The organism is Cyclobacterium sp. L-R, from assembly GCF_056859355.1.
This window is the reverse complement of the sequence record NZ_JBSXOH010000049.1, coordinates 56,505-80,119: the sequence shown is the minus strand read 5'-3', so window position 1 is coordinate 80,119 and position 23,615 is coordinate 56,505. Positions and strand designations below refer to the sequence as shown.

Genomic DNA, 23,615 nt, shown 5'->3' with positions numbered 1-23,615 from the left:
CCGTGAATAAAACACACAAAAAGGCAAGTGATCTTTTAAGAATCCCTTTTTTTAGGGGCAGGAAGGCACTGAACAGGTGGAGGTATATGGCCTTTAGAATCCCTTTTTTAGAACGAAAAATCCTCCAACTAAAAAAAAAGAAAGGGGAGTTTCTTGAGGTTGATAGACATCGTTTTTTGGATACGGTACCTCCGGTAAAACTACAGCATAAATTACCTAAAGATTTCAGGGTGGGGTTGGTCAAGGATTTGGACAATTACAATGGAGAAATTCAAAAGGTTGCCCATTGGTATAAATATGAAAGGTTTTTAATTCAAAACAATATTGCCTATGATTTTTTCTCGGTCCATAGTAGCAATTGGGTCGACTGGGCACAAAAATTCAATTTAATAGTATTTAGGCCAGACATATCCCCTTGGGCTTTACACGAAGCGAGGTCAAAAATTTTCTTTATTGAGGAATATTTAAAAATACAATGCTTTCCTTCTTACAAAGAAATTTGGTCCTACGAAGATAAAATTAATCTGCAATACCTCTATGCTTTTCATAAAGTCGAACATGTTCCCACCTTTATTTCTCATGATCAGGCGGAAACACTTGAATTCCTGAAACAAACGGATTTCCCATTGGTTTCTAAAATAATTAATGGATCAGCATCTAAAGGAGTACATCTGATTAAGAATAAAAAAAAGGCAGTAAAATTCGTAAAGAAAGTATTTGCTGAAGGTCTCTCTACTTATTGGCCAGGATTTAATCAAAAAAACTATGTGTATTTTCAACCACTTATAAAGCACAAAGGGTATGATCTAAGGATTATCATTGTAGGAGACAAGGCATTTGGATACTACAAGCTGCTACCCAAAAATGATTTCAGGGCTTCCGGAAGTATGCACATTCAAAAGACTACTTTACCAGCTGAAGCGGTTGAAATAGCTTTGGATATTAAAAATAAATTTAACCATACCTTTTTGGCAGTAGATTTTTTGGAGGACAGTACAAATGACAAGTTTTTGGTAATAGAAACATCTGTCTTTGTAGACATCTATACCTCCTCACAATCTATAGTAAATGGACTGCCAGGTTATTATAAAATATCAACGGCTCCTTTTAAAATGGAATTTTGTCAGGGAGAGGTATGGTTACAAGAACTTATTCTAGAAGAATTATTAAAGGGAAAACCATAAGAAACACTTCTAATTTTTAAAATCTCCTAAAAAGCTTCCTCGCTCATCTTTTTTACTTAAATGTTTTATATAACTTGAAAATATTATTCATTCATAATGATTATTTTGAACCTTCTGGAGAAGAGCATGCTGTAGAAGGACTTGCCGCACTTCTGGAAGCCAAAGGACATCAAATCATTTGGTACAGGAGGGGATCTAGGGAAATGGACAAGATGAAATTTGGCAAATTAAGAGCCGGTATTTTAAGTTTATACAATCCAAAAGCAGTAAAAGATATAGATTCAATTATCCGTAAGGAGCGTCCGGATGTCGTTCAAGTTCAAAATGTTTATCCCTTTATTTCCCCTCGAATTTTGAAGATGGTAAAAAAGCACAAATTACCTTTGGTAATGCGATGCCCAAATTACAGGTTGTGGTGCCCTACTGGATTGTTCTTGGATCGATCGGGTCAAATTTGTGAAAAATGTACTGGTCCTACCGGAGAACTTTCATGTATAAAAAAGAATTGCACAGGATCAAATTTAAAGAGCACCGCTTATGCCCTTAGGAATTTCGTTGCCAGGAAGTCAGGTGTTTTTTCTAAATATGTTGATACTTTTATTGTTCAATCTGAATTTCAACGTGAAAAATTTGCCTCCCTTGGGATTCCAAAGGAAAGAACAGTAATTGTTCCAGGGTTGACCCCGCCAATGTTACCAAGTAATCTCAAGTTTGAAGCCAAGTATTATACTTTTATAGGAAGAGTAAGCAAGGAGAAAGGAGTGGATCATATATTCAGAGCGGCATCAACTCTTCCGAATTTAACCTTTGCAATTGCTGGAAGGATCGGGGATAGGTTTGATATTTCAAATGCACCACCCAATGTGATTTTTAAGGGGTTTCTATCAGGGCTTGAATTGGATGATCTTTACAGAGAATCCAAAGCCATTTTAGTCCCAAGTCGCTGGTATGAAGGTTTTCCAAATGTAATTACTAAAGCCATGTACCATGGTAAGCCGGTGATAACCTCCAATATGGGTTGTTTTAATGATATAGTATCCCATGGGGAAACAGGACTGATGTTCGATATTAATAACAATTCTGGGTTAAAAGAGGCCATTTTACAGATAGAAAATGACCCTGTAGGTGCTTCAAGAATGGGAGAAGCAGGTAGAATAGTTTCCGTAAAAAAATATGGAAATGATCGTATTTATAGTAAATTAATCGAGATTTATAGCTAAATTATATTACTAATTTTTTACGAAATTTATTCATTTATATAGTAAGCCTAAATGTTTGATAGGTTCTGCGGTAACTTAGGTGATTTGTTGAAAATCATTGTTTTTTATGATTTGTAACTGAATATACAGGATAATACAAAGATTATTTTGAAAAATTAATTTTGGAGAGAGTTCAATGCGGAGAAAATTAACTATTGAATATTTTGGAATTAATAACAGCTAATTCAAGAATATTATGCTTTTAAAATTTTTAAATTATCAACTGACCACCCAACTTCCGACGGAAATTGGTGGAAGAAAAAAAGTACTCGCCAATACCTTAAATCCACATTCCTTTTGTATTGCCAGGGAAGACAAGGATTTTCAAAATGCCTTAAAAGCATCAGCAATTTTGTTGCCCGATGGGATTGGTATTGTTTATGCCACAAGATTGCTCTATGGAAAGAAAATCAAAAAGATTTCAGGTTATGACTTACACTTACACTACTTAGGCCTGTTGAATAATCAAGCAGGGAAAGTCTTTTATTTGGGCTCTTCCGAATTTGTTTTGAACGAAATCAAGAAAAAACTAGCTGTGAATTTTCCTGATATAGTGTGCGCTTTTTATAGCCCTCCGTTTTGTGCTAGTTTTACAAGTGAAGAAGATCAGTTGATGGTAACTACCATCAATGAATTTAAACCTGATATTTTATTTGTTGGAATGACCGCGCCAAAGCAAGAAAAATGGGTTTTGAAAAACAAGGATAATCTGGAGGTCTCCACCATTGCTGCCATTGGTGCAGTCTTTGACTTTTATGCTGGCACTGTAATCAGACCCAATACCTTTTGGATTAACTTTGGTTTTGAATGGTTAATTCGTTTAATCAAGGAGCCTAAAAGACTGTGGAGAAGAACCCTGATATCAACACCAAAATTTGTTGTTTTAATCATGGCGCACAAAATTAAAGCTATCTTTGGATTCCCCAACAAAAAGGAGAAATTGATAACAAAACCTGAGACAAATTCAAAGTTAAAGATCCATGGGTGATTTTAAGAAAGCTTCTGCTCTAGCCTTAGTACTTATTGCTGTTCTAACACAATTTATTTCATCTTCTTCAGTAGCATTGCCTCTAGGAAAAATAGAGAAGTCATTAAAAGGAAAAGTGATATGCATAGACCCTGGACATGGGGGGACCGCAGAGACTGATTCCTATCGAGTAGGGCCGACAGGGGAAAGGGAAGAGTGGATCAATTTAAGGGTAGGAACTTTACTTGGGGAAATGCTTGAGCAATCAGGGGCTAAAGTGATTTATACTAGAACCACAGATACTTTTATCCCCTTGGCCGAAAGGAGTAAAATTGCCGTTGAGAATAAGGTGGATTTGTTTATTTCTATACACCACAATGCCACAGCGGATCCAAAGGTGAATTTTCCAATTATCTATTTTCATGGTAGTGCAGAGGAAAACAAAGCAAGTGTTGATTTTGGGGAAAAGGTAGCGAAAAAATTAGTAAAGCACCTTTTTAAAGGAAAAGGGCCATACAGTTTGGTTTCCGATTTCACCATTTTCTCTAGCTCAGGGGCTAGTGTTTTAAGAGGAACCTATGGAATTCCAGGTATAATCGGGGAAGCAACTTTTTTCACCTCCCCTAAAGAGGAAATGAGGTTGAGACTTCCTGACTACAATAAAAAAGAGGCACTTGCCTATTTTGAAGCCATAGCTTTATTTTTTAATACAGCTGAGGTACTTCCGATAGCTGAAAAAAATGATCCTTCTAAGATTGAGCCTTTTGAAGTTTTTCAGGAAGCAGACAGAATGAAACCAGAGGCCAAACAGTGGAAAGCCAATTTTTCAAAGGGGAAGAAGCTGTTTAGGAAAGGTGGGGAACAACGATTGGAGAAGGCCTTTGAATTGTTAACCCTTTCAGCCAGGTCATTTCCAGATTCATATGTGGCTAAGGAATGCCATGAATTAAGAGTTCTAATACTCAGTAAGCAAGGGGAAACGGATGCTGCAGAAATGGAGAAAAAAAGAGTCCGCTTCTTTTATCCTTGACTTCAGTAAGAAAGGATTAAAATAATCCAAAAGCGGAAGCCCCCAAACTCTTCCTATTCCCGAAGCGCTAGCCAAGGGATTGTGTTTCAGCTAAGCGGGTTTGATGAGTCATAATGAGATCTTCAAACCCGAAATAAAAACCATTAAATTCTTGTTGTTAATTCTTTTTGCAACTGAAAGATCACATTTTTCAATCCAGTATTTACCTCCGCGATTTTAGAAGATAAGTTTTCCACTTGACTTTCCATTTCAGCCAAATGTTCTACTTCTCTAATAACAGGCATAAGGCTAGTAATTTTGATATTGTCTATACTTGGCTTTATCTGATGTGCCAGGTTGCGGATAATGGAGAAATTTTTTTGTTCGAGGGCTTCGTTAAATCCTGTGATTGTATTTTCAGATTGCTCAATAAAAAGCCGGATCATTTCACTAATAAATTCATTACTACCACCACTTATTTCTTCTAGATTTATTAAATTATATAATTTTCCCTGGCTATCTTCCATTATTCCTTAGTATAAAATTTATTTGTAAATATACAATTTGCTTCGATATAAACGAATAATCGAATTCTTAGTTTTTTTACTGCATCACAAAAAAATAGGCTTAAATTGCGCCGTATTAAACAAAATCAGGATTTAATTATTTTTATTCATGTCAGATTTGAATCATTATTCCAAGATTGCCACTGAGTTAGGCGTTCGCGAAAAGCAAGTAATCAGTACGGTCAATTTACTGGACGAGGGAGGGACTGTTCCTTTTATTTCCAGGTATAGAAAAGAAGTCACCGGGAGCTTGGATGAGGTACAGGTAGCTGCTGTAAGGGATAGGTTACAACAGTTAAGGGATTTGGACAAGCGAAAGGAAGCGATAATAAAATCCATTGAGGAACAAGGAAAGTTAACAGATGAGCTGGCTGGTAAAATTAAGCGAGCAGAAACAATGTCTGTTTTAGAGGATATTTATCTTCCTTATAAACCAAAAAGAAGAACGAAAGGGACCATTGCAAAGGAAAAAGGTTTGGAGCCATTGGCCCAACTGATTTTTGAACAAAATTCCCTTGATTTAATTAAGGTTGCGGAAGAATACATTGATGCTGAGAAGGAGGTAACCTCTACAGAAGATGCATTAAATGGTGCCCGTGATATAATGGCCGAATGGATCAATGAAGATGCCGAAATAAGGAAAAAATTAAGAGAGCTATTCATTGAGGAAGGTGAGTTTGTATCAAAAGTCATCCCTGGAAAGGAAGAGGAAGCCATCAAATACAAAGATTATTTTGATTGGAGAGAACCTGTTAAAACTGCTCCTTCTCACCGTATATTGGCCATGAGGAGAGGGGAAAAAGAACTTTTCCTGATGTTGGATACAGGTCCGGATGATCTGAGTGCACTCAAAATTATTGAGAAGGCAGTAGTGAAAGAAAATAACACCTGTTCTGAACAGGTTAAGTTAGCCGCTAAGGACGGGTATAAAAGGCTACTGAAACCTTCTATGGAAACAGAGGTAAGGTTGTATGCCAAGAAAAAAGCGGACGAAGAAGCCATAAAGGTATTTACAGAAAACCTGAGACAGTTGTTATTGACCTCACCGCTTGGTGAAAAATCAGTATTGGCAATAGATCCAGGGTTTAGGACGGGTTGTAAGGTGGTATGCCTGGGGCCTCAGGGGCAATTCCTTCAGAATGAAACCATCTACCCAAATGAACCCCAAAAGAAAACCATGGAATCAGCTGCCTTGGTGAAGTATATGGTGGAGAAACACTCAATTGAGGCCATTGCCATCGGTAATGGTACTGCGAGTAGAGAAACTGAAGCATTCGTAAAAAACATAGGTCTACCCAAGGAAATTTTGATAGTGATGGTCAATGAAAGTGGTGCTTCTATCTATTCTGCATCTGATGTAGCGAGAGAAGAATTCCCTGATTTTGACCTTACCGTTAGGGGCGCTGTTTCTATTGGAAGAAGGTTAATGGATCCTTTGGCAGAGTTGGTGAAAATTGATGCCAAGTCAATTGGGGTAGGTCAATACCAACATGATGTGGATCAGTCTGCATTAAAAAATTCTCTGGATGATACTGTTATGAGTTGTGTGAATGGAGTGGGTGTTGAGGTAAATACTGCTTCCAAGCAATTGCTTACTTATGTGTCAGGCCTTGGTCCATCATTGGCTCAAAACATAGTAGCCTATAGAAATGAAAATGGACCTTTCAAAAGTAGAGAAGAAATTAAGAAGGTTCCAAGATTAGGTGAAAAAGCCTATGAGCAGGCGGCAGGATTTTTAAGGATTAGAAATGGAGCCAATCCTCTTGATAGTAGTGCTGTACACCCTGAGCGCTATGCACTGATTAATAGAATGGCCAAAGACATGGGCGTTTCTGTTGATGAGTTGGTCAAAACTGAAGAGCTTATTCAGAAAATACCTTTGAAGGACTACGTCAGTGAACAAGTTGGTTTACCTACACTCAAAGATATTCTGGAGGAGCTAGGCAAACCCGGAAGAGATCCTAGAGAGAAATTTGAGGTTTTTCAGTTTGAAGATGGCATCAACGAGATGAAAGACCTAAAAGTAGGAATGAAGTTGCCAGGAATAGTAACCAATATAACCCAATTCGGAGCATTTGTAGATATAGGAGTACATCAGGATGGGCTTGTTCATTTGAGCCAAATGGCCGATAGGTTTATCAAAGACCCCAAAGAAGTGGTGGCGGTTAATCAGAAAGTGATGGCCACAGTGATGGAAGTAGACCTGCCTAGAAAACGAATAGGATTAAGTCTCAAGTCTGATCCTTTCGCAGCCAATACTTCCTCTTCCAGAAATGAAAAACCTCGCCGTAGGCAACAAGGAGGTCAAAAAGAAGTCAAGGAAAGTATGGAAGACAAACTTGCGATGTTAAAGAAGAAATTTGGTAATTAAAATCTTCATATACATCTAAACAATCTAAATAATCATCAAGCCTGTGGGATATTTCTCACAGGTTTTTTTATGTTTATTTAACCCGGATTATGTAATAGAATGTCTATTGCATATTTCGGGTTTAACCCTAGTTTGTATACCTTAATTAAGTGCTCATTATTAAGCTAGCCCATGTCATTACTGCTAAAGACTTATTTTGGTCAGTTTAGGAGCAGATTTTTTTCAGGGTATTCCATAAGTAGTTTGATTAGGCTTTCAAATAGAAGGCATCCGCATTGAAATTTGAAAAATAATTCAATTTTTGCAGCTTTGGAATAGGTTAATTAAAATAACATTTCTATTTTTATAATGTTAATTAAATAAACATATTAAAAAATGAGAGACCTACACAACATAAGCTTTACGACGAAAAAATTGGTTTCTGGCAACCTGCAGGTGAAATTTCAAATTCAAAATGCTTCAAGGCCTAGTTATGGATACCTTTTGGTCAATCAGGCTTTTTCTGATGAAGAGATCATGGAGGAAATAAAGTTAAGACTAAACTTGCGCGAACAATCCAAAATGGATTTGCTTAGGTTCACTTTTAAGAACCAATGGAAAGATGACCACCAATTTTACTTGTATTCTGCATGAGTTTCTTGGCCAATAACCTTAAGGTTTTACGTAAAAAATCAGGACTTACGCAAACTCAGTTGGCAGAGAAGCTTGGGGTGCAAAGGACCATGATATCTGCTTATGAAGATGGTAGGTCTGAGCCAAGGCTTTCAACAATTCTAATTTTGACCCGCATTTTTGATGTGTCAATAGATGAGTTGACAAGTTGGGACATTGGTAAAAAAGGGCGTCAATTTCTTCAAAAGGAAAAATTAAAAGTACTTACAGTTACCTTGGATCAAAATGATCAAGAGCGTATCAGTATGGTGGGTAAGAAAGCATCCGCAGGTTATCTAAACGGTTATGCTGATCCTGAATTCATGGAGAACTTACCTAATTTTGGACTTCCAAACCTTACAGGAAGCCATACTTACAGGGCTTTTGAAATAAGCGGAGACAGTATGTTGCCATTGATGCCTGGGACAATTGTAGTTGGGGCTTATACTGAAAGTCCAGGGGAAATTAAAAACGGTAAAACCTATGTTTTAGTAACCAAGAATGATGGTATTGTCTACAAAAGGGTTTTCAACTATATAACTGAGAGAGGTAAATTGTTTGTAGTCTCAGACAATCAAAATTACAAGCCTTACGATATTCCCATACAAGAGGTGATGGAAATTTGGGAAGCCAAAGCTTTTATAAGTACACATTTTCCTGACCCAAAGCCTGAGGCTCCCGTTTCATTAGAAGAAATAGGCAAGATGATTTTAGAAATCAAATCGGATATTAGAAAAATCTCTAGCCATTAATACCAAACTTTTAAATTAGGGCATCGAAAGACTGTATGATTTTTTTCTTCGCATCAAAAGATGGATCAAGGTTGATGATGCCATTTTCAAAGTTGTGCCAGAACCCATCCCCGCAGTCCAGGTATTTTCCATTTTTCACTGGCATATCTTCCTTTGCCAATGAATAATCATAATCAGGGATGAATATCAGAGAGGCAAGTTCTCTGCCTCTTTCCCAGTTCATTTCCTTTTCTTTGCCATTTACAGTTAGGACAACTTTTCGGATGGAAAACTTATAAACTAACTCTACAACTGTTTTTTTGTCCTTCTTTATTTCCAAGTACCTGATTTGCATCGGAGCCTCTCTGTTGCTGATTTCGTAAATGGCCTGAATAAAATCTTGGCAGGTAAAATACCAATCTTCTTGGTTTAATGGGATGTCACGAATCATTTTTCCATGTACATCTTTTGCAAGCAATTTGATGCCGCCCTTTTCACCAAGGGTTTTTAAATTAGACCATTTTGAAGCCGAATAAAGCTTTTTGAAGATGGACTCCCACAGCTTTGGTATTTCTCCTTTGTAATTGTAATCATCAGCCATAGTAAAACCCTCGTCTATTATTTCATCTGGACTAAGATTTTCCCTGTCTGTATACTGTATATCAAATTGAGTATTCACAAAGTTTTTGCTAAAGGAGAGTTTTAGCTTAAAAATATGGCTAAATGGAGGAGGGAGTTCCCCTGTGATAAAATCAATTTCCAATCGTACAATATCGTCTGATTTTAAATGCATATTTTTATTTTTTAAGAGCGGAGACAAAATTAATGCTTAATACTAAAAATAAGGGATAAAATTGAGAATTTCATCTTGCTATTTTTTTTAAGTTAAATACAAAAATTAAATCGGACCGCAAATGAAGATAGTTTCGGATTATAAACGACATTTGATGCTATGGAGGAATGGGAAAAAAACAATGACATTATAGTTGAGGATCTTTATAACAAAGGTTGGTGTGTTTTAGATCATTATATACCTGAAGACTTCAGAAAAGAGCTGCTTCAGGAGCAAAAAGAGTTGCTAATGCATGGGCAGTTTAGATTGGCAGGTATTGGTAGTGGGGATACTTTTGCGATAAAACCTGAAATAAGAAGCGATAAGGTACTGTGGATGGATGAAAATCTATTGACGCCATTACAGGAGGTTTATTGGGACAAGATGAATGGATTAAGATCAGCAATTAATCGGCGTTGTTATTTGGGACTTAAGTCTTATGAAGCGCATTTTGCCATGTATCCTCAGGGTTCCTTTTATTTACGGCATTTGGACCGGTTCCAAACTGTAAGTTACAGGATAGTAAGTGTTGTTTTATATTTAAATGATAGCTGGGAAGAATCCGATGGTGGAGCATTGAGGATGTATTTCACCAGGCCTGATGGTATAGAGGAATATGAAGATTTTCTGCCCCTAGGAGGTAGGTTGGTTGCTTTTTTAAGTGGTGAGATTCCTCATGAGGTTTTACCTACAAATAAGGAAAGAATAAGCATTACAGGCTGGATGAAAGACAGGGATTAAGGCTTAGTCCTGACTATTATTTTGTAGGGCTGGATTTGTTTTTAATTTCCTTGATCCGCATGGGCATGGAATCTATAGTTGCAAAAAGCACCTGCCAGTCAATGCTGTCTTTTTCTATTTTTAATTTTGAGGATCCGTCTTTTCCTATTAGGACGTAGCTATGTTGTTTTGAACCCATTTGGTAAAGCTGTTTAAGCTTTTTTTGGTAAGCAGGTTCGAATTTATAGTTGGTATTACTTTGCAAGCTGTCTCCAAAATAGAAATAGATCAAGTCTCTGTCTTTTAACTCTTTTTCCAGACTATCTGTTAAATTTAATTCCATATCACTTTCCTCATTGATGGAAGGGAAAACCAATAAAACACGGTTTTTCCATTGGAGATCTGTGAGGGTAATTTGAGATTGGATGAATGTGCTGCTAATAAAAAATACAAAAGTGATCAGATAGTTCATATTTGCTTTGTATATGCTATTTGTAAATATAACAATTAATGGCAGATATTGTTCTGATCTCTTTTGAAATGCTGTCCTTCTTTTTTTTGGCTAGTCTCTAATTTACAGGTTGTTTGCTCTCCGATTCCTTTTTGAATAGCACATGTCGATGTGGATTTTAATCCTGCCTCTTAGAACCGAATTTAAACCCGATATATGCAATAGACATTCTATTACGTGCTGAAATCGCTTTAAAATCTGCCACTTCGTTGCTGTTTGGAGATTTCACCATAGCTATGCTATGCTAAAATCTCCAAACAGTCTGATTTTATTGCGATTGCAACACTTCCCGTAAACACGGGACAGGCTTCACCCCTGACCATTGTCAGGGCGGAGAAATCTTATTACATAATCCGGGTTAAACAAATATAGGACAGGGTTTTGGCGATATTATGGTTCTTTTACACCACAATACTGACAAAATCATGTCCTATGTATTTCCTTTGTATCCTTGGGATTCGACCCTGGACTATTATCTATTAGGGATTAACTAATGCTTGATCCCGGATTAGTAGGTTCATGTGGATTAAGTAGTTTTAACTTTCCTTCAGAGTCTTCCGCCATCAATATCATCCCTTCAGATTCGATTCCTGCCATCTTTTTGGGAGCAAGGTTTAGAAGCATGGTTACTTGCTTTCCTACCAATTCTTCAGGCTGGAATTGCTCTGCTACTCCACTAAGAACTGTTTTTATACCTATTCCAGTGTCCACTTTGAGCTGAAGAAGTTTTTTGGATTTTTTGACCTTTATAGCTTCAACAATAGTAACGACACGTAAGTCTAATTTTACAAAATCATCAAAAGAAACCAATTCTTTCATTGGGGCAGCTTTGTACTTGGCTGCTTCATTTTTCTTTTTGCTATCAAGTAGCTTTTGAATCTGCGCTTCCACCGTACTGTCTTCGATCTTTTGGAAAAGCAAAGCTGCTTTTTCCAGCGGGTCCCCTTCTTTTACCAAATCCATGGATCCAGCAACTTCCCAGTTTAATGCGTCCAAACCGAGCATTTTTTTGATTTTCTCAGAAGTGAAAGGTAAAAATGGCTGAGATAGAACTGAAAGGTTGGCCACAATATTCAAGGCAATGTTTAGTATTGTGGATGTCCTCTCCTGATCTGTTTTGATGGTTTTCCAAGGTTCAGTTTCTGCAAGATATTTATTACCCGTTCTAGCAAAATCCATCATTAGGGCTAGGGCTTCTCTAAATCTATACTTCTCTACGGATTGGGAGATTTTATCAGGATACTCATTAAGGGTTCGGATAAGTTCATCGTCTAGAGGAGCCAATCCATAATTTTTAGGTACTTTTCCTTCAAAATATTTATGTGTCAACACGACCGCGCGATTGACAAAATTACCAAAGATGGCTACTAATTCATTGTTGTTTCTGGCTTGAAAATCTTTCCAAGTAAAATCATTGTCCTTGGTTTCAGGGGCATTTGCTGTCAATACATAACGTAAAACATCCTCTTGACCAGGAAACTCTTCCAAATACTCATGTAACCAAACGGCCCAGTTTTTGGAAGTTGATATTTTTTGACCTTCTAAATTAAGGAATTCATTCGCAGGAACATTTTCTGGCAAGATAAAATCCCCTAAAGTTTTTAAAATTGCAGGAAATGTTATGCAGTGAAATACAATATTGTCCTTTCCTATAAAGTGTACCAGTTTGGTATCCTTGTCTTTCCAATACAACTCCCAATCTTTGCCTTTTTCTTTGGCCCATTCCTTGGTGGAGGAAATATAACCTATAGGGGCATCAAACCAAACGTATAGCACTTTACCCTCAGCCCCAGGAATTGGCACTGGGATTCCCCAATCCATATCTCGGGTCATGGACCTTGGTTGAAGTCCATCACCTGATTCTAGCCAGCTTCTACATTGTCCCAAAACATTGTTTTTCCAATCATTGGCATGTTCCTCAAGAATCCATCTTTTCAAAAAGGAAGTGTATTTTCCTAAATCAAGAAACCAATGATTGGTCATTTTAAGTACTGGAGTGTTGCCACTTAGTTTTGACCTTGGGTTGATCAGGTCGGTAGGACTTAGTGAAGAGCCACATTTTTCACATTGGTCGCCATAAGCTTCTTCATAGCCACAGTTTGGACAGGTGCCTTCTATGTACCTGTCAGCTAAAAACTGATTGGCTTCCGCATCGTAGTATTGCTCCGTTTCCTTTTCATCAAACTCTCCTTTTTTGTACAAGTCAGTAAATAACCCACTGGCTGTTTCATGGTGGACTGCTGATGAGGTTCGGGAATAATGATCAAAACTAATCCCGAATTTTTCAAAACTACCCTTCATTATCCCATGGTACCTGTCGACGACTTCTTGAGGGCTGATCCCTTCATTTTTGGCCTTGATGGTAATGGCTACGCCATGTTCGTCAGATCCGCAAACATAGGCTACATCTCTCTGTTGTAACCTTAAGTACCGCACATAAATATCCGATGGAATATAACAACCTGCCAAATGGCCAATATGAAGAGGGCCATTCGCATAAGGTAATGCAGAAGTAATGGTATATCTTTTGAATTTCTTTTCGCTCATAGATTGCAAAGATAGCTAAAATTGATTTTGAGTGAAATAGGATGGTGCATTTATCCTAATTGTACTGCCAAGCTAAAACGAATTAATTTCTGGGCTTACTTACAGCTTTTTTTATAAAGGAGTCCTTCCTCGATTTGGGGCAATCCAATGTCTATGGGGAATTCAATTGCTACAATTTCGCGTCAAATGCTGTAGCTAATTCCGATAGTTTTGTTACAATTTCAGGATGATGAGTTGCCACATTGTCTTTTTCACCAATATCCAGATTCAAATTGTACAGTGCTGCCTGGAACTCTCCCTCTGATTTTTCATTCCACCCGATTGATTTTTTTAAATGAAGCTTCCATTCTCCAAGTCTTATGGCTTCAAGTTCACCATTGCGAGCATAGAAATAAAATGGACGCTCAGCAAGTGTTTTGGCATCTGGATCAAGTAAAAATTCACTGATGTCTATTCCGTCGGTTTTTATTCCAGTTGGGATTTTAGAATTGGATATTTTTGCAAGAGTGGGGAATAAGTCCAATGTGCTGACAAATTCATCTGTTACTTTTCCATTGGGGATCTTTTTTGGCCAGGTAATGATTCCTGGAACTCGTTGACCACCTTCCCATGTTTGGGCTTTTTTTCCTCTTAATGGTTTGGCCGAGCCTTTGGCTGGTCCATTGTCTGAAGTGAAAATAAAAATGGTGTTTTCATAGATACCTTCTTCTTTCAAGGTTTTTATTATTTCACCAGCACTCCAGTCTAATTCCATTATCACATCCCCATAAAGACCATTTTTACTTTTACCTTTAAAGGCAGGTGAAGCATAGAGAGGTGTATGAGGCATATTGTGCGCCAAGTATATAAAGAAGGGCTTTTGTCCTCTATTCTTGATTTGTTTTACCGCCTCCTCTGTGTATTTTTTTGTTAAGTATTGCTGATCAGGACCACTCTCAATTAACTCCGTGTTTCGATAAAAAGGAAGGGGAGGAGATTGAAAATCTATGTCTTTATAATAGTAGTTGTCCATGTCGTTGGAATAGGGTACCCCATAGAATTCTTCAAAGCCTTGGTTGTTAGGCATGAATTCTTCTTTATGGCCTAGGTGCCATTTACCTATGCAGGAGGTAGTATATCCACCTTCTTTTAACATTTCGGCCATTGTGTACTCATTGGGTGAAAGGCCACCTTCTGAATAAGGGAAAAGTACCGCCTCGTGAAGGTTACTTCTTTTTGGGTAGCGCCCCGTAAGTAGTCCTGCTCTGGAAGGGGTGCAAACTGTAGCTGGGACATAGAAATTGGTAAACCTTATTCCTTCCGCTGCCAATTGATCTAAGTTTGGTGTTTCAAACCCCTCAGCGCCATAGGTACCTAAATCTGCATAACCTTGATCGTCCGTAAAGAAAATAATGATATTTGGTTGGCTTTCAGTAGTATTGTCCTTTTGTGTACACGATGAAATACTGACTAATAAAAATACCAGCATGGTTGGCCAGTAAAGTCTGACATTAATTTTCATGAAATTCATTCTAATTATAATTTTTGGAAAAGGTAAGAGAAAACAAAGTATGGTTTTTAAACCTACTTGTTATTCTAATTGGAGTAGGTCAAATTTACAATTTTATCTGTATTCTTTCTTCCCAATAGATAAATTGATAGTCCTCAGTTAATGTCCAACTTTATTATAATAGCCATAAGATTCCCTTGGCATAAACAGGGTTAAAGGCGATAAATTTTTTAATTTTGCACCATAAACTTTATTAGGATAAAATCTTCTATGATAAAAAATTACCTGTTCTCGGCCTTATTTTTCTTATTAACCCTTGATTTAGCATTCTCTCAGGCTCAACCTGAAATCATTCCTATACCAGCCTCCTATAAACTTCTGGAAGGAGAGTTTTTGTGGGATCATCAGGTGGGCTTGGTAATGAATGACTTTTCAGCTCAAGGCAATTACCTTCAACAAGAGGCTTTAAGGCTGCTGGATATTCCGCTTTCGGAAATGGAGTCCCCATCCAAAAAAAAAATTAGCATTAGCCAAACCAATAGTTTTAGTCAAGGTTATAAAATTCGGATTGAATCCGAAGAAATTGTCATTGAGGCAGCAAATGAGGAAGGAGCATTTTATGGTGTGATTTCGCTATTGCAATTGGCACATGCTGCCAAAGTGAATAGTGGCAAAATAACCTTGCCCAATTGGGAAATCCAAGATAAGCCCAGGTATGAATGGAGAGGTGTGATGTTGGATGAATCCAGGTATTTCTTTGGGATGGAAAAGGTGAAGCAATTGCTTGATCATATGGCTTATTATAAGTTAAACACGTTTCATTGGCATTTAACAGATGCTCCAGGATGGCGAATTGATATTAAAGGTTTCCCCAAACTGGCCACCGTAGGAGGTATAGGTAACCATTCCGATCCAAATGCACCCGCAACCTATTATACTCAGGGGGAAATTAAAGAAATAGTACGCTATGCCAGTGAGCGAATGATCACGGTGATACCTGAGATAGACATGCCTGGCCATGCTACTGCAGCCAATAGGGCTTACCCTGAACATAGCGGTGGGGGGTCAGAAAAGTATCCTGATTTCACCTTTCATCCAGCGAAAGAAACTACCTATGGCTATTTAAGTAAGATCTTACGTGAGGTAGATGTTTTGTTTCCAAGTAATATGATTCACCTAGGAGGAGATGAGGTAAGTTTTGGTAATCAAATGTGGCCAAAGGATTCTATGGTCCTTGATTTGGTAAAGAAGGAAGGTTTAGAAGGGATGAAAGGAGTAGAGGACTATTTCTTTGAAAGAATGGCAGATACTCTTTTTCAAATGAACAATAAGGTTTTGGCTTGGGATGAGATGGCAGGAGCCAAGCTACCTAAGGACAAGACGATAATATTTTGGTGGCGTCATGACAAGAAGGAACAGCTTAGGCTCTCTCTTCAAAATGGCTATTCAACAGTGATTTGTCCACGGATACCATTTTACTTTGACTTCCTTCAGCAGGAAGAACATAAATATGGAAGAAAATGGGCTGGTGCTTTTGCCCCTTTAGTCGCAGTTTATGATTTTGAAGTGGAGGATTTTGGTGTCAAGCCTGAAGAAAAACCCTTAATTCTAGGGATTCAAGCCAATCTTTGGACAGAAACAGTCCATAATGAACAAAGGTTTGATTTCCTGATGTATCCAAGGATTGCTGCATTGGCAGAGGTAGTTTGGTCAGAAAAAGCAGTTAAATCCTATGCAGGGTTTAAGAATAGATTATCGGTTCATCTTGAAAAATACAAGGCTGAAAAAATTTATTACTTTGATCCCTTTGAACCCGATCATCATCCGGAACCGGTATATGAACCCTGACAGCGAGGGTTTACTGTTTTGGGCAGGCTGTCAGGGTTCGGTACAATAAAATGGGCGAGCTCTAATCGTCTATGGTGGTCATCACCATTTGTTTAAATTTCCAACTTGTTTGATCGCCGGTACTTCCCTGGGTTTGTTTGAGAATAATTCCGATAATTTTCTCTTTGGGGTCTGCGAAATACTGGGTGTTAAAATAACCTCCCCAGACAAATGTTCCAGTAGACCCAAGGCCACCTTTTGCTTGACCTTGTTCGGTTAATACGCCAAAGGCAAGTCCGTAATGTTGGTCTCCATTACCATATAGATCCATGGTTTGATTGGCCATCATGGTGGCAATTGTGGTTCTGCTTAAGAAGCGTATTCCATTAAGCTCCCCACCATTGAGGTACATCTGAAGAAATGTTGCATAGTCCTTTGCGGTGCTTGACAATCCTGCACCCCCGGAGAAAAATGTTTTCGCCCCTTTAATAGGGTAATTGACATCATAGAAGGTATTGGGATAGTTTTCCCATTTATCGTTTACTTTATGCTGAATGGCTACAAGTCTATCCCCTTTGGATGTTGGCAGGTAAAAACCTGTGTCATCCATTCCCAATGGTTCAAACAAGTGTTTTTGAAGATAGGCTTCAAATGACATTCCTGAAATTACTTCAATGAAATAACCCAGCACATCCAACCCCATGCTATAAGTATATTTTTCTCCCGGATCATGGTGTAAGGGTAGTTTTGCCAGCTTCATTACAACCTCTTTGATCGTAACAGGTTCAGTGGTAAATAAGTCTGTTGTTCCGGCTTTATGATAAAGCATTTTCATTCTTTCATCCCCGTCTATTACCCCATAGCCAAGTCCTGAAGTATGCGTTAACAGGTGACGGATGGTTATTTCCTTATTGGCAGGTCTAGAGGTATAGGTAGTGTCTGAATACTTGAAATTCACTAAAACCTCAGGGTTTTTAAATTCTGGTAGGTATTTGGATATTGGATCATCCAGGCGGAATTTTCCCTCTTCCCAAAGCATCATCACAGCAGTTGATGTAATTGCTTTGGATTGGCTGGCGATTCTGAATATCGCATCTTTCTGTAATTTTTTTCCATTGGCATCTGCATTTCCATAGGCTTCATGAAATACAATTCTTCCGTTCCTGACTATGAGAGCAACAGCACCTGGAATGGTATTGTCTTTCAGAGATTGCTTTAACATATTGTCAATTCGCTCCAATCTCTCTGAGGAAAGACTGATGCTTAATGGTGGTGCCACTGTTAATGGGGATGACCGCCTTGCCGTTGTAGTTTGAGCAGTAAGGTTAAGGTTGCATAACATTACGATTATGAACCATAAATAAGTCTTTTTTAAAGTCATAGGGAGTGGTTATAAGATTTATGTAAATTTTTAATTATCAAAATACTCAATTTCTCAATTAAATATACCTCCATTTTTTAGTAAATACTTGTTTTAGACCTAACAGACTGATAATCTTGTCTTCTTTACATTTCTGATTAAAGACATGTCAGGCTATCAGTGCTGCTACTCAAATAAACCGAGTTTAATATTTCAAATCCATACTAAAATCATGTTTTAAATCCCTCATTAATTTTCTCAGTCTCTCAAATAAGGCTAATTTTGAGAGATAAATTTTTAACAAAAGTGTATTCAGAAAAACAGCGACTTATTCTTTGGTCTGTAGTTATCAGTATTGTTTTGCTGGTGGTGAAATTCTATTCCTATGTGTTGACAGGGTCCAATGCGATTTTGACAGATGCCTTAGAGAGTATAGTAAACGTAGTGGCTTCTTTTTTTGCCCTTTATAGCATAAGGTTAAGTGCTATTCCTCGAGATAAAAATCACCCTTATGGCCACGGTAAGATTGAATTTTTTAGTGCTGGAATCGAAGGTGTATTAATTATTGTGGCGGGAATATTTATACTTTACCAATCGGCGTACTCCATATTGTTTCCCCAGCCTCTGATCGAATTACCTTTGGGTATGGTTCTTATAGGTTTTTCAGGTTTGGTTAATGGGATTTTGGGATTTGTTTTGCAAAAGAAAGGAAAAGAATTAAATAGTATTACACTGGAAGCAGATGGAAAGCATATATCCACAGATGCAGTTAGTAGTTTTGTTTTAATTATTGGTATTGCGATTATTTTCTTTACCGGATGGCATTTACTAGACAGTATTATTTCAGGACTTTTTGCTTTTTATATCATGTACAATGGGTATTATCTTGTAAGAAAGTCTGTGGCGGGCTTGATGGATGAGTCCAATCCACAATCCATTAATAAGGCGGTTAGAATCCTCAATAAACACAGAAAAGATAACTGGATAGACATACACAATATGCGGGTTCAACAGTATGGGGGAGATAGCCATATTGATTTACATCTTACTTTGCCTTATTACTATGACCTTATACAGGTTCACGATTGTGTGCATGAAGTTGAGGAAGTATTGGAAGAAAATCTTTCAGGAAAAATTGAAGTATTTGTACATGCAGACCCCTGTATTCCTGATTCATGTTGTCATTATTGTCAAGTAAGTGATTGTGCAGTAAGGCATTTTCCTCAATCTAAAAAAATAAAATGGACAGCGGACAATATGTCCCAAAACCAAAAACACTACCATGAACTTGGTCTTTTGAAGAATGTACCGAAAAATAAAAAATAAATTTTTTTTTTAGAAAAGTTTGAAAAAAATATCAATTCAATAAAATATTCATTGGCTTGTAACGTTTATCTTATTTTTTTTTATAAAAACCTCCATTAATTATAAAATGAATAGTTCTTATTTTTCGAGTATGTGAAATTATATGTGGTGATTATTTGTTTTAATTCCTATTATTTTGTATATTAATAGTGTTATTAGAATTAAAATTCGGGGGTGATGAAAGATAAACAATTTACTATACTATTAATGGTTTCAGCACTTATATGGTTGCTGATAGTAGGTTTTATTATCATTTAGAGTACCAATAAATTTTTCCCTACAGACGGACTTAGACAAGTTTTTCCGAAATGAGTTAATAAAGGGGCCCATTCGAGCCCCTTTTGCTATTATAGCTTCCAATCTATGCCTGCAAAATATTTTTGAGATAAGCCTAATGAGTTTTAGGGTTTAAAAAAGTCCATAAAAAATGTTAGCCGGTTTAGCTATAAAATGACACCTATTTAACACCTTAATTTAGGAGAAAAAAAATGGCGATTTAGGCTTTTGGAATAAAGTTGCAGGCAAAGAATTTAGCCTTGCCTGCAAGTCAATATAATCTATAGTTCTAGACCTGCTCTTCTGATTAGAGCATCAGGTTTAGGGCCTCTTCCTCTGAATCGCTCAAATAAAATTGAAGGATGCTCCTTACCTCCCATGGACAGGATATTGTCTTTGAAGGATTGAGCTGTTTCTTTGTCAAATACACCCTTTTCCTGAAACAATTCAAAGGCATCGGCATCCAATACTTCTGCCCACTTGTAACTGTAATAGCCCGCAGCGTAACCGCCCTGGAAAATATGAGAGAAGGAAGAACTCATCATGGTGTTTTTCAAAGGTTCAAGCAGAGAGGTGGGCTTCATTACCTCATTTTCAAATTCGAAGAGGTCTTTTATGTCTTTCGGGTCAGTAGTATGGTAGGCCATGTCTAATTGGCCTAGACTGATTTGTCGGACAGTTTGAAATCCCTGATGGAAGTTGGCTGCTTTTTTTATGTTTTCAATATAAGCAGTAGGGATGGGCTCACCGGTTTTATAATGTCTGGCAAATAAGTCAAGACATTCAGCCTCATAGCACCAGTTTTCAAATATTTGAGACGGTAGCTCTACAAAATCCCAATAGACATTGGTTCCCGATAAAGATCCATAAGTGCCCTTAGCCAACATACCATGTAACGCGTGGCCAAACTCATGAAAAAGGGTTGTAACTTCATTGAAGGTAAGTAGGCTAGGTTTTGATTTTGTGGGTTTGGTGAAATTGCAGACGATGGACACATGAGGCCTGTACTCTTGATTTTCCACAATGCGCTGTCCCCTGTAAACCGTCATCCAAGCACCATTCCTTTTGCCTGCTCTAGGGAAAAAGTCTGCATAAAAAACAGCCAGATGATTTCCATTTTCATCATTAACTTCATAGGCTTTTACATCCGGATGATAAACCGGAATGTCTTTATTCTCCTTAAATGTAATGTTGTATAATTTTTCGGCAGTAGTAAAAACCCCATCTATGGTGCGGTTCAATTCAAAATAAGGCTTTAACAATTCATCATCCACCGCATATTTCTCCATCTTTAACTTCTCGGCGTAGTAGCTGATATCCCATTTGCAGAGCTGATCGATATTGTCTGTTTTACGAGCAAAAGCCTCTAATTCTTTGAGCTCTGCTTGTGCTTTAGGTTTTGCCTTTTCAAGTAACTCATCGAGGAAAGTCATTACTTGCTCCCCACTTGCAGCCATGCGTTCTTCTAAGACAAATGCGGCATAATTTTCATAACCCAGAAGTTTTGCCCTTTCGTCTTTTAGTTTGAGGATTTCCTTGATTATTTCCCGATTATCTAAATCATCCCCTTTGGCAGACTTGGTATTATAGGCAATAAAAATCTCCTTTCTTAACGCCCTGTTTTTGGCATAGGTCATAAAAGGTACATAACTTGGAAAAGCCAAGGTAAATACCCATTTCCCCTCTTTACCTTTTTCTTGAGCCGTCTGAGCAGCGGCTTCAATTAGTCCATCAGGAAGGCCTTCTAGGTCCTCTTCATCTGACAATACCAATTCGTACTTATTGGTTTCTTTTAATACATTTTCCCCAAAGTGAAGGCCCAATTTTGACAATTTCTGATCGATCGCCCTAAGTCTATCTTTGGCTTCCCCTTCCAAAAGCGCTCCATTTCTGATAAAAGATTTATAGCTTTTGTCAAGGAGTGTGCTTTGTTCAGCGTTTAGCTTCAATTGATCCTTTTGGTCATACACTGCTTTTACTCTTTTAAAGAGCGCTTCATCAAGTAGAACATCATTGCTGTGGGCTGATAGAAGTGGGGAAATTTCGCGTGCCAGTTGTTGAATTTCATCATTGGTTTCAGCAGCATTGATGTTAAAAAAAATGGAGGCTGCACTAGATAATTTTTCCCCTGAATTTTCTAGGCCCACAATGGTGTTTTCAAAATCGGGAGATGCTGCGGCTTTTATTTGCTTGATTTCCTCATTTACTTCCGCTATGGCACTTTTGATAGCGGGGAGGAAATGTTCGTTTTTTATTTTATCAAAAGGTGCTGTTTCAAACGGGGTATTAAATTTTGCCAATAATGGATTCATAGCGAATGATTATATTTGAATTTATCACACAAAATTAACAAAATAATGGAGACTACTAAAGGACTTAAGATTCCTAAAGCAGGAGATTTCCCACTCTTTTATAAGAGGTACATTGATTTGGCATCTGCTAAGGAATTAAAGAAGCTTTCACTTGACCAAGAAATGTTTATTAAGTCGATTTATGAGAAGCTATCAAAGGATCAGGCTTTGTTGAGTTATGGTGTTGAAAAATGGTCTTTCAGTGAGTTGTTGGGACATATAACGGACACTGAAAAACTTATGCATTTCCGGGCCTTAAGTATTTGCCGGGGTGAAAAAAGCAATTTGCCAGGTTTCGATCAGGATAGTTACGTGATCAATGCGGATTTTAATGCCATCGCACCTGATAAGCTGTTGTCCACCTTTATTTTGCATCGTGAGCTACTTTGGCAATTTATTGATGATATTCCCCAATCCAAATGGGAAAATGTAGGTTCGGTTAGTTCGGGTCCTATGTCTTTATCCGCACTTATTTTCATTATTTTTGGGCATATGGAGCATCATATTCAGATAATTAAAAAGGATTACCTTCCATTGATTGGATAGGCTTTTCCTTTGTGAGATATATCACTGATTCCTATAGTAGAAAACCCTATTTTTGTTAAAGATTTTAATATTAACGTTATGGCAAAAGGAAAAAGTTTTTCGGAAATAATAAAAGGAGATCGGCCCGTTCTGGTTGATTTTTATGCTACCTGGTGTGGACCATGTAAAATGATGCAACCTATTCTGACAGAAACTGCCGGGAAAGTGGGGGATAAAGCCAAAATAATAAAGATTGATATCGATAAAAACCCAATTGCTGCTAGTAGGTTTCAAGTCAAAAGTGTGCCTACACTAGTACTGTTTCAAAATGGAAAAATAGTTTGGAGACAATCAGGAGTGGTTCCCGCCAAACAATTGGTAGAGGTGATCAATAAACAGGCTATGGCAAAACAGGGGTAGCTTAGCTTAGCTCATTTTCTTTTAAATGACCAAGTTACCTCAAATTTGGCCACTATCTCATTGTTTGGATTGTGTCCAATTATTGTAGTTTTTAAAGTTGATGTGTCTCCAGGTTGCGCAAGTCCTGATAGCGTTTGTTTTATCAAATGTCCGTCCTCGCACTTCATGGTTATTTCAGCATCTGCTTTCTTAACAAATTGAGCATTGAAGTCAACGACAAGCATTGAGAATTTTTCACTGCCAGTCAAATGCAGCAAACAGAGCGATCCTGAAGCCAATTCTGCGCCTCCACATAAAGTGGCGAAGTAAATGGATTTAAAGGGGTTTTTAGTTCGCCAGTTGTATGGAATAGTGGTTTGACATGCATCCATATTGATTTTCTTTATCCTAACACCCCAAAAAACAACTGATGGAAGGTTGCCAAGCATGTACCAAGTATAGGTTACAAATCGGGACATGTAATTGATAAAACGTTGTTGATTCTTGTTCATAGTCAAAAGGATATGGTATTGAAATTAATACTATTTGTTGGTCTCTAATAAAACTAAAGGATATTATTTTCACTTCAGCCCAAATAGTACAATAGAATTCACATGTGCCCGTGAATTTTATCTTAACCTTATGTGGTAAAATAGGAAAGCCAGTTTAAAGTCA

Annotated in this window: 20 protein-coding genes; 12 read left to right on the top strand and 8 right to left on the bottom strand. The window is 37.6% G+C overall.

Features of this window, described 5'->3' with window-relative positions:
• Nucleotides 1-2: 2 nt before the first annotated feature.
• The 4 genes from AC13EX_RS05450 (at nt 3) to AC13EX_RS05435 (ending at nt 4,440) form a co-directional block, all read left to right on the top strand.
• Nucleotides 3-1,184, top strand: a complete 1,182-nt coding sequence (locus AC13EX_RS05450) for an ATP-grasp domain-containing protein (RefSeq protein WP_482891886.1) — start codon at nt 3-5, stop codon at nt 1,182-1,184.
• Nucleotides 1,185-1,258: 74 nt separating this feature from the next.
• Nucleotides 1,259-2,404, top strand: coding sequence for a glycosyltransferase family 4 protein (locus tag AC13EX_RS05445; RefSeq protein ID WP_482891885.1), 1,146 nt, complete (start codon nt 1,259-1,261; stop codon nt 2,402-2,404).
• A 235-nt stretch (nt 2,405-2,639) separates the two neighbouring features.
• A complete protein-coding gene (locus AC13EX_RS05440) occupies nt 2,640-3,431 on the top strand; it encodes a WecB/TagA/CpsF family glycosyltransferase (RefSeq protein WP_482891884.1) in 792 nt (263 codons plus the stop codon).
• On the top strand, nt 3,424-4,440 hold the full coding sequence (locus tag AC13EX_RS05435; protein ID WP_482891882.1) for an N-acetylmuramoyl-L-alanine amidase family protein: 1,017 nt from the start codon (nt 3,424-3,426) through the stop codon (nt 4,438-4,440). The genes AC13EX_RS05440 and AC13EX_RS05435 overlap by 8 nt, the downstream gene beginning before the upstream one ends.
• Before the next feature lie 143 nt (nt 4,441-4,583).
• On the opposite strand, the gene AC13EX_RS05430 is transcribed toward AC13EX_RS05435, so the two are convergent.
• Nucleotides 4,584-4,946, bottom strand: a complete 363-nt coding sequence (locus AC13EX_RS05430; RefSeq protein ID WP_482891881.1) for an Hpt domain-containing protein — start codon at nt 4,944-4,946, stop codon at nt 4,584-4,586.
• 148 nt (nt 4,947-5,094) lie between these two features.
• On the opposite strand from AC13EX_RS05430, the gene AC13EX_RS05425 reads away from it, so the two are divergent.
• From AC13EX_RS05425 to AC13EX_RS05415, 3 genes are all read left to right on the top strand, one after another.
• Nucleotides 5,095-7,356, top strand: coding sequence for a Tex family protein (locus tag AC13EX_RS05425; RefSeq protein ID WP_048642849.1), 2,262 nt, complete (start codon nt 5,095-5,097; stop codon nt 7,354-7,356).
• A 375-nt stretch (nt 7,357-7,731) separates the two neighbouring features.
• Nucleotides 7,732-7,989, top strand: coding sequence for a hypothetical protein (locus AC13EX_RS05420; RefSeq protein ID WP_048642850.1), 258 nt, complete (start codon nt 7,732-7,734; stop codon nt 7,987-7,989).
• Nucleotides 7,986-8,759 carry a helix-turn-helix domain-containing protein gene (locus AC13EX_RS05415; protein ID WP_482891879.1) on the top strand — a complete coding sequence of 258 codons (774 nt, stop codon included), beginning with the start codon at nt 7,986-7,988 and terminating at the stop codon, nt 8,757-8,759. The genes AC13EX_RS05420 and AC13EX_RS05415 overlap by 4 nt, the downstream gene beginning before the upstream one ends.
• Before the next feature lie 10 nt (nt 8,760-8,769).
• Here the strand turns inward: AC13EX_RS05415 and AC13EX_RS05410 are convergent, their stop codons facing one another.
• The gene (locus AC13EX_RS05410; protein WP_482891878.1) at nt 8,770-9,531 is read right to left on the bottom strand and encodes a hypothetical protein; all 762 of its coding nucleotides are present in this window, start codon (nt 9,529-9,531) and stop codon (nt 8,770-8,772) included.
• Nucleotides 9,532-9,690: 159 nt separating this feature from the next.
• On the opposite strand from AC13EX_RS05410, the gene AC13EX_RS05405 reads away from it, so the two are divergent.
• Nucleotides 9,691-10,311 (top strand): 2OG-Fe(II) oxygenase, encoded by a 621-nt coding sequence (locus tag AC13EX_RS05405; RefSeq protein ID WP_048642853.1) that lies wholly within the window; start codon nt 9,691-9,693, stop codon nt 10,309-10,311.
• 16 nt (nt 10,312-10,327) lie between these two features.
• Here AC13EX_RS05405 and AC13EX_RS05400 read toward each other — a convergent pair whose 3' ends face one another.
• The 3 genes from AC13EX_RS05400 to AC13EX_RS05390 form a co-directional block, all read right to left on the bottom strand.
• Nucleotides 10,328-10,762 (bottom strand): DUF4174 domain-containing protein, encoded by a 435-nt coding sequence (locus AC13EX_RS05400; protein WP_482891876.1) that lies wholly within the window; start codon nt 10,760-10,762, stop codon nt 10,328-10,330.
• Nucleotides 10,763-11,287: 525 nt separating this feature from the next.
• A complete protein-coding gene (metG, locus tag AC13EX_RS05395) occupies nt 11,288-13,348 on the bottom strand; it encodes a methionine--tRNA ligase (RefSeq protein WP_482891875.1) in 2,061 nt (686 codons plus the stop codon).
• Between the two features lie 169 nt (nt 13,349-13,517).
• Nucleotides 13,518-14,858, bottom strand: a complete 1,341-nt coding sequence (locus tag AC13EX_RS05390) for a sulfatase family protein (protein WP_482891874.1) — start codon at nt 14,856-14,858, stop codon at nt 13,518-13,520.
• A gap of 249 nt (nt 14,859-15,107) precedes the next feature.
• Here AC13EX_RS05390 and AC13EX_RS05385 point away from each other — a divergent pair, with 249 nt between their 5' ends.
• A complete protein-coding gene (locus AC13EX_RS05385) occupies nt 15,108-16,685 on the top strand; it encodes a beta-N-acetylhexosaminidase (protein ID WP_482891873.1) in 1,578 nt (525 codons plus the stop codon).
• 61 nt (nt 16,686-16,746) lie between these two features.
• Here the strand turns inward: AC13EX_RS05385 and AC13EX_RS05380 are convergent, their stop codons facing one another.
• The gene (locus AC13EX_RS05380; protein ID WP_482891872.1) at nt 16,747-18,045 is read right to left on the bottom strand and encodes a serine hydrolase domain-containing protein; all 1,299 of its coding nucleotides are present in this window, start codon (nt 18,043-18,045) and stop codon (nt 16,747-16,749) included.
• A 261-nt stretch (nt 18,046-18,306) separates the two neighbouring features.
• Between AC13EX_RS05380 and AC13EX_RS05375 the strand changes: the two genes are divergently transcribed.
• Complete coding sequence (locus AC13EX_RS05375) at nt 18,307-19,350, top strand: cation diffusion facilitator family transporter (RefSeq protein ID WP_482891871.1); 1,044 nt, start codon at nt 18,307-18,309, stop codon at nt 19,348-19,350.
• Nucleotides 19,351-19,946: 596 nt separating this feature from the next.
• On the opposite strand, the gene AC13EX_RS05370 is transcribed toward AC13EX_RS05375, so the two are convergent.
• Nucleotides 19,947-21,977, bottom strand: coding sequence for a M3 family metallopeptidase (locus AC13EX_RS05370; RefSeq protein ID WP_482891870.1), 2,031 nt, complete (start codon nt 21,975-21,977; stop codon nt 19,947-19,949).
• A 45-nt stretch (nt 21,978-22,022) separates the two neighbouring features.
• On the opposite strand from AC13EX_RS05370, the gene AC13EX_RS05365 reads away from it, so the two are divergent.
• Both AC13EX_RS05365 and trxA read left to right on the top strand, forming a co-directional pair.
• Nucleotides 22,023-22,562, top strand: coding sequence for a DinB family protein (locus AC13EX_RS05365; RefSeq protein WP_482891869.1), 540 nt, complete (start codon nt 22,023-22,025; stop codon nt 22,560-22,562).
• A gap of 78 nt (nt 22,563-22,640) precedes the next feature.
• Nucleotides 22,641-22,961 carry a thioredoxin gene (gene trxA, locus AC13EX_RS05360; protein WP_482891867.1) on the top strand — a complete coding sequence of 107 codons (321 nt, stop codon included), beginning with the start codon at nt 22,641-22,643 and terminating at the stop codon, nt 22,959-22,961.
• Nucleotides 22,962-22,972: 11 nt separating this feature from the next.
• On the opposite strand, the gene AC13EX_RS05355 is transcribed toward trxA, so the two are convergent.
• Complete coding sequence (locus AC13EX_RS05355) at nt 22,973-23,452, bottom strand: DUF4442 domain-containing protein (RefSeq protein WP_482891865.1); 480 nt, start codon at nt 23,450-23,452, stop codon at nt 22,973-22,975.
• Between the last annotated feature and the right edge of the window lie 163 nt (nt 23,453-23,615).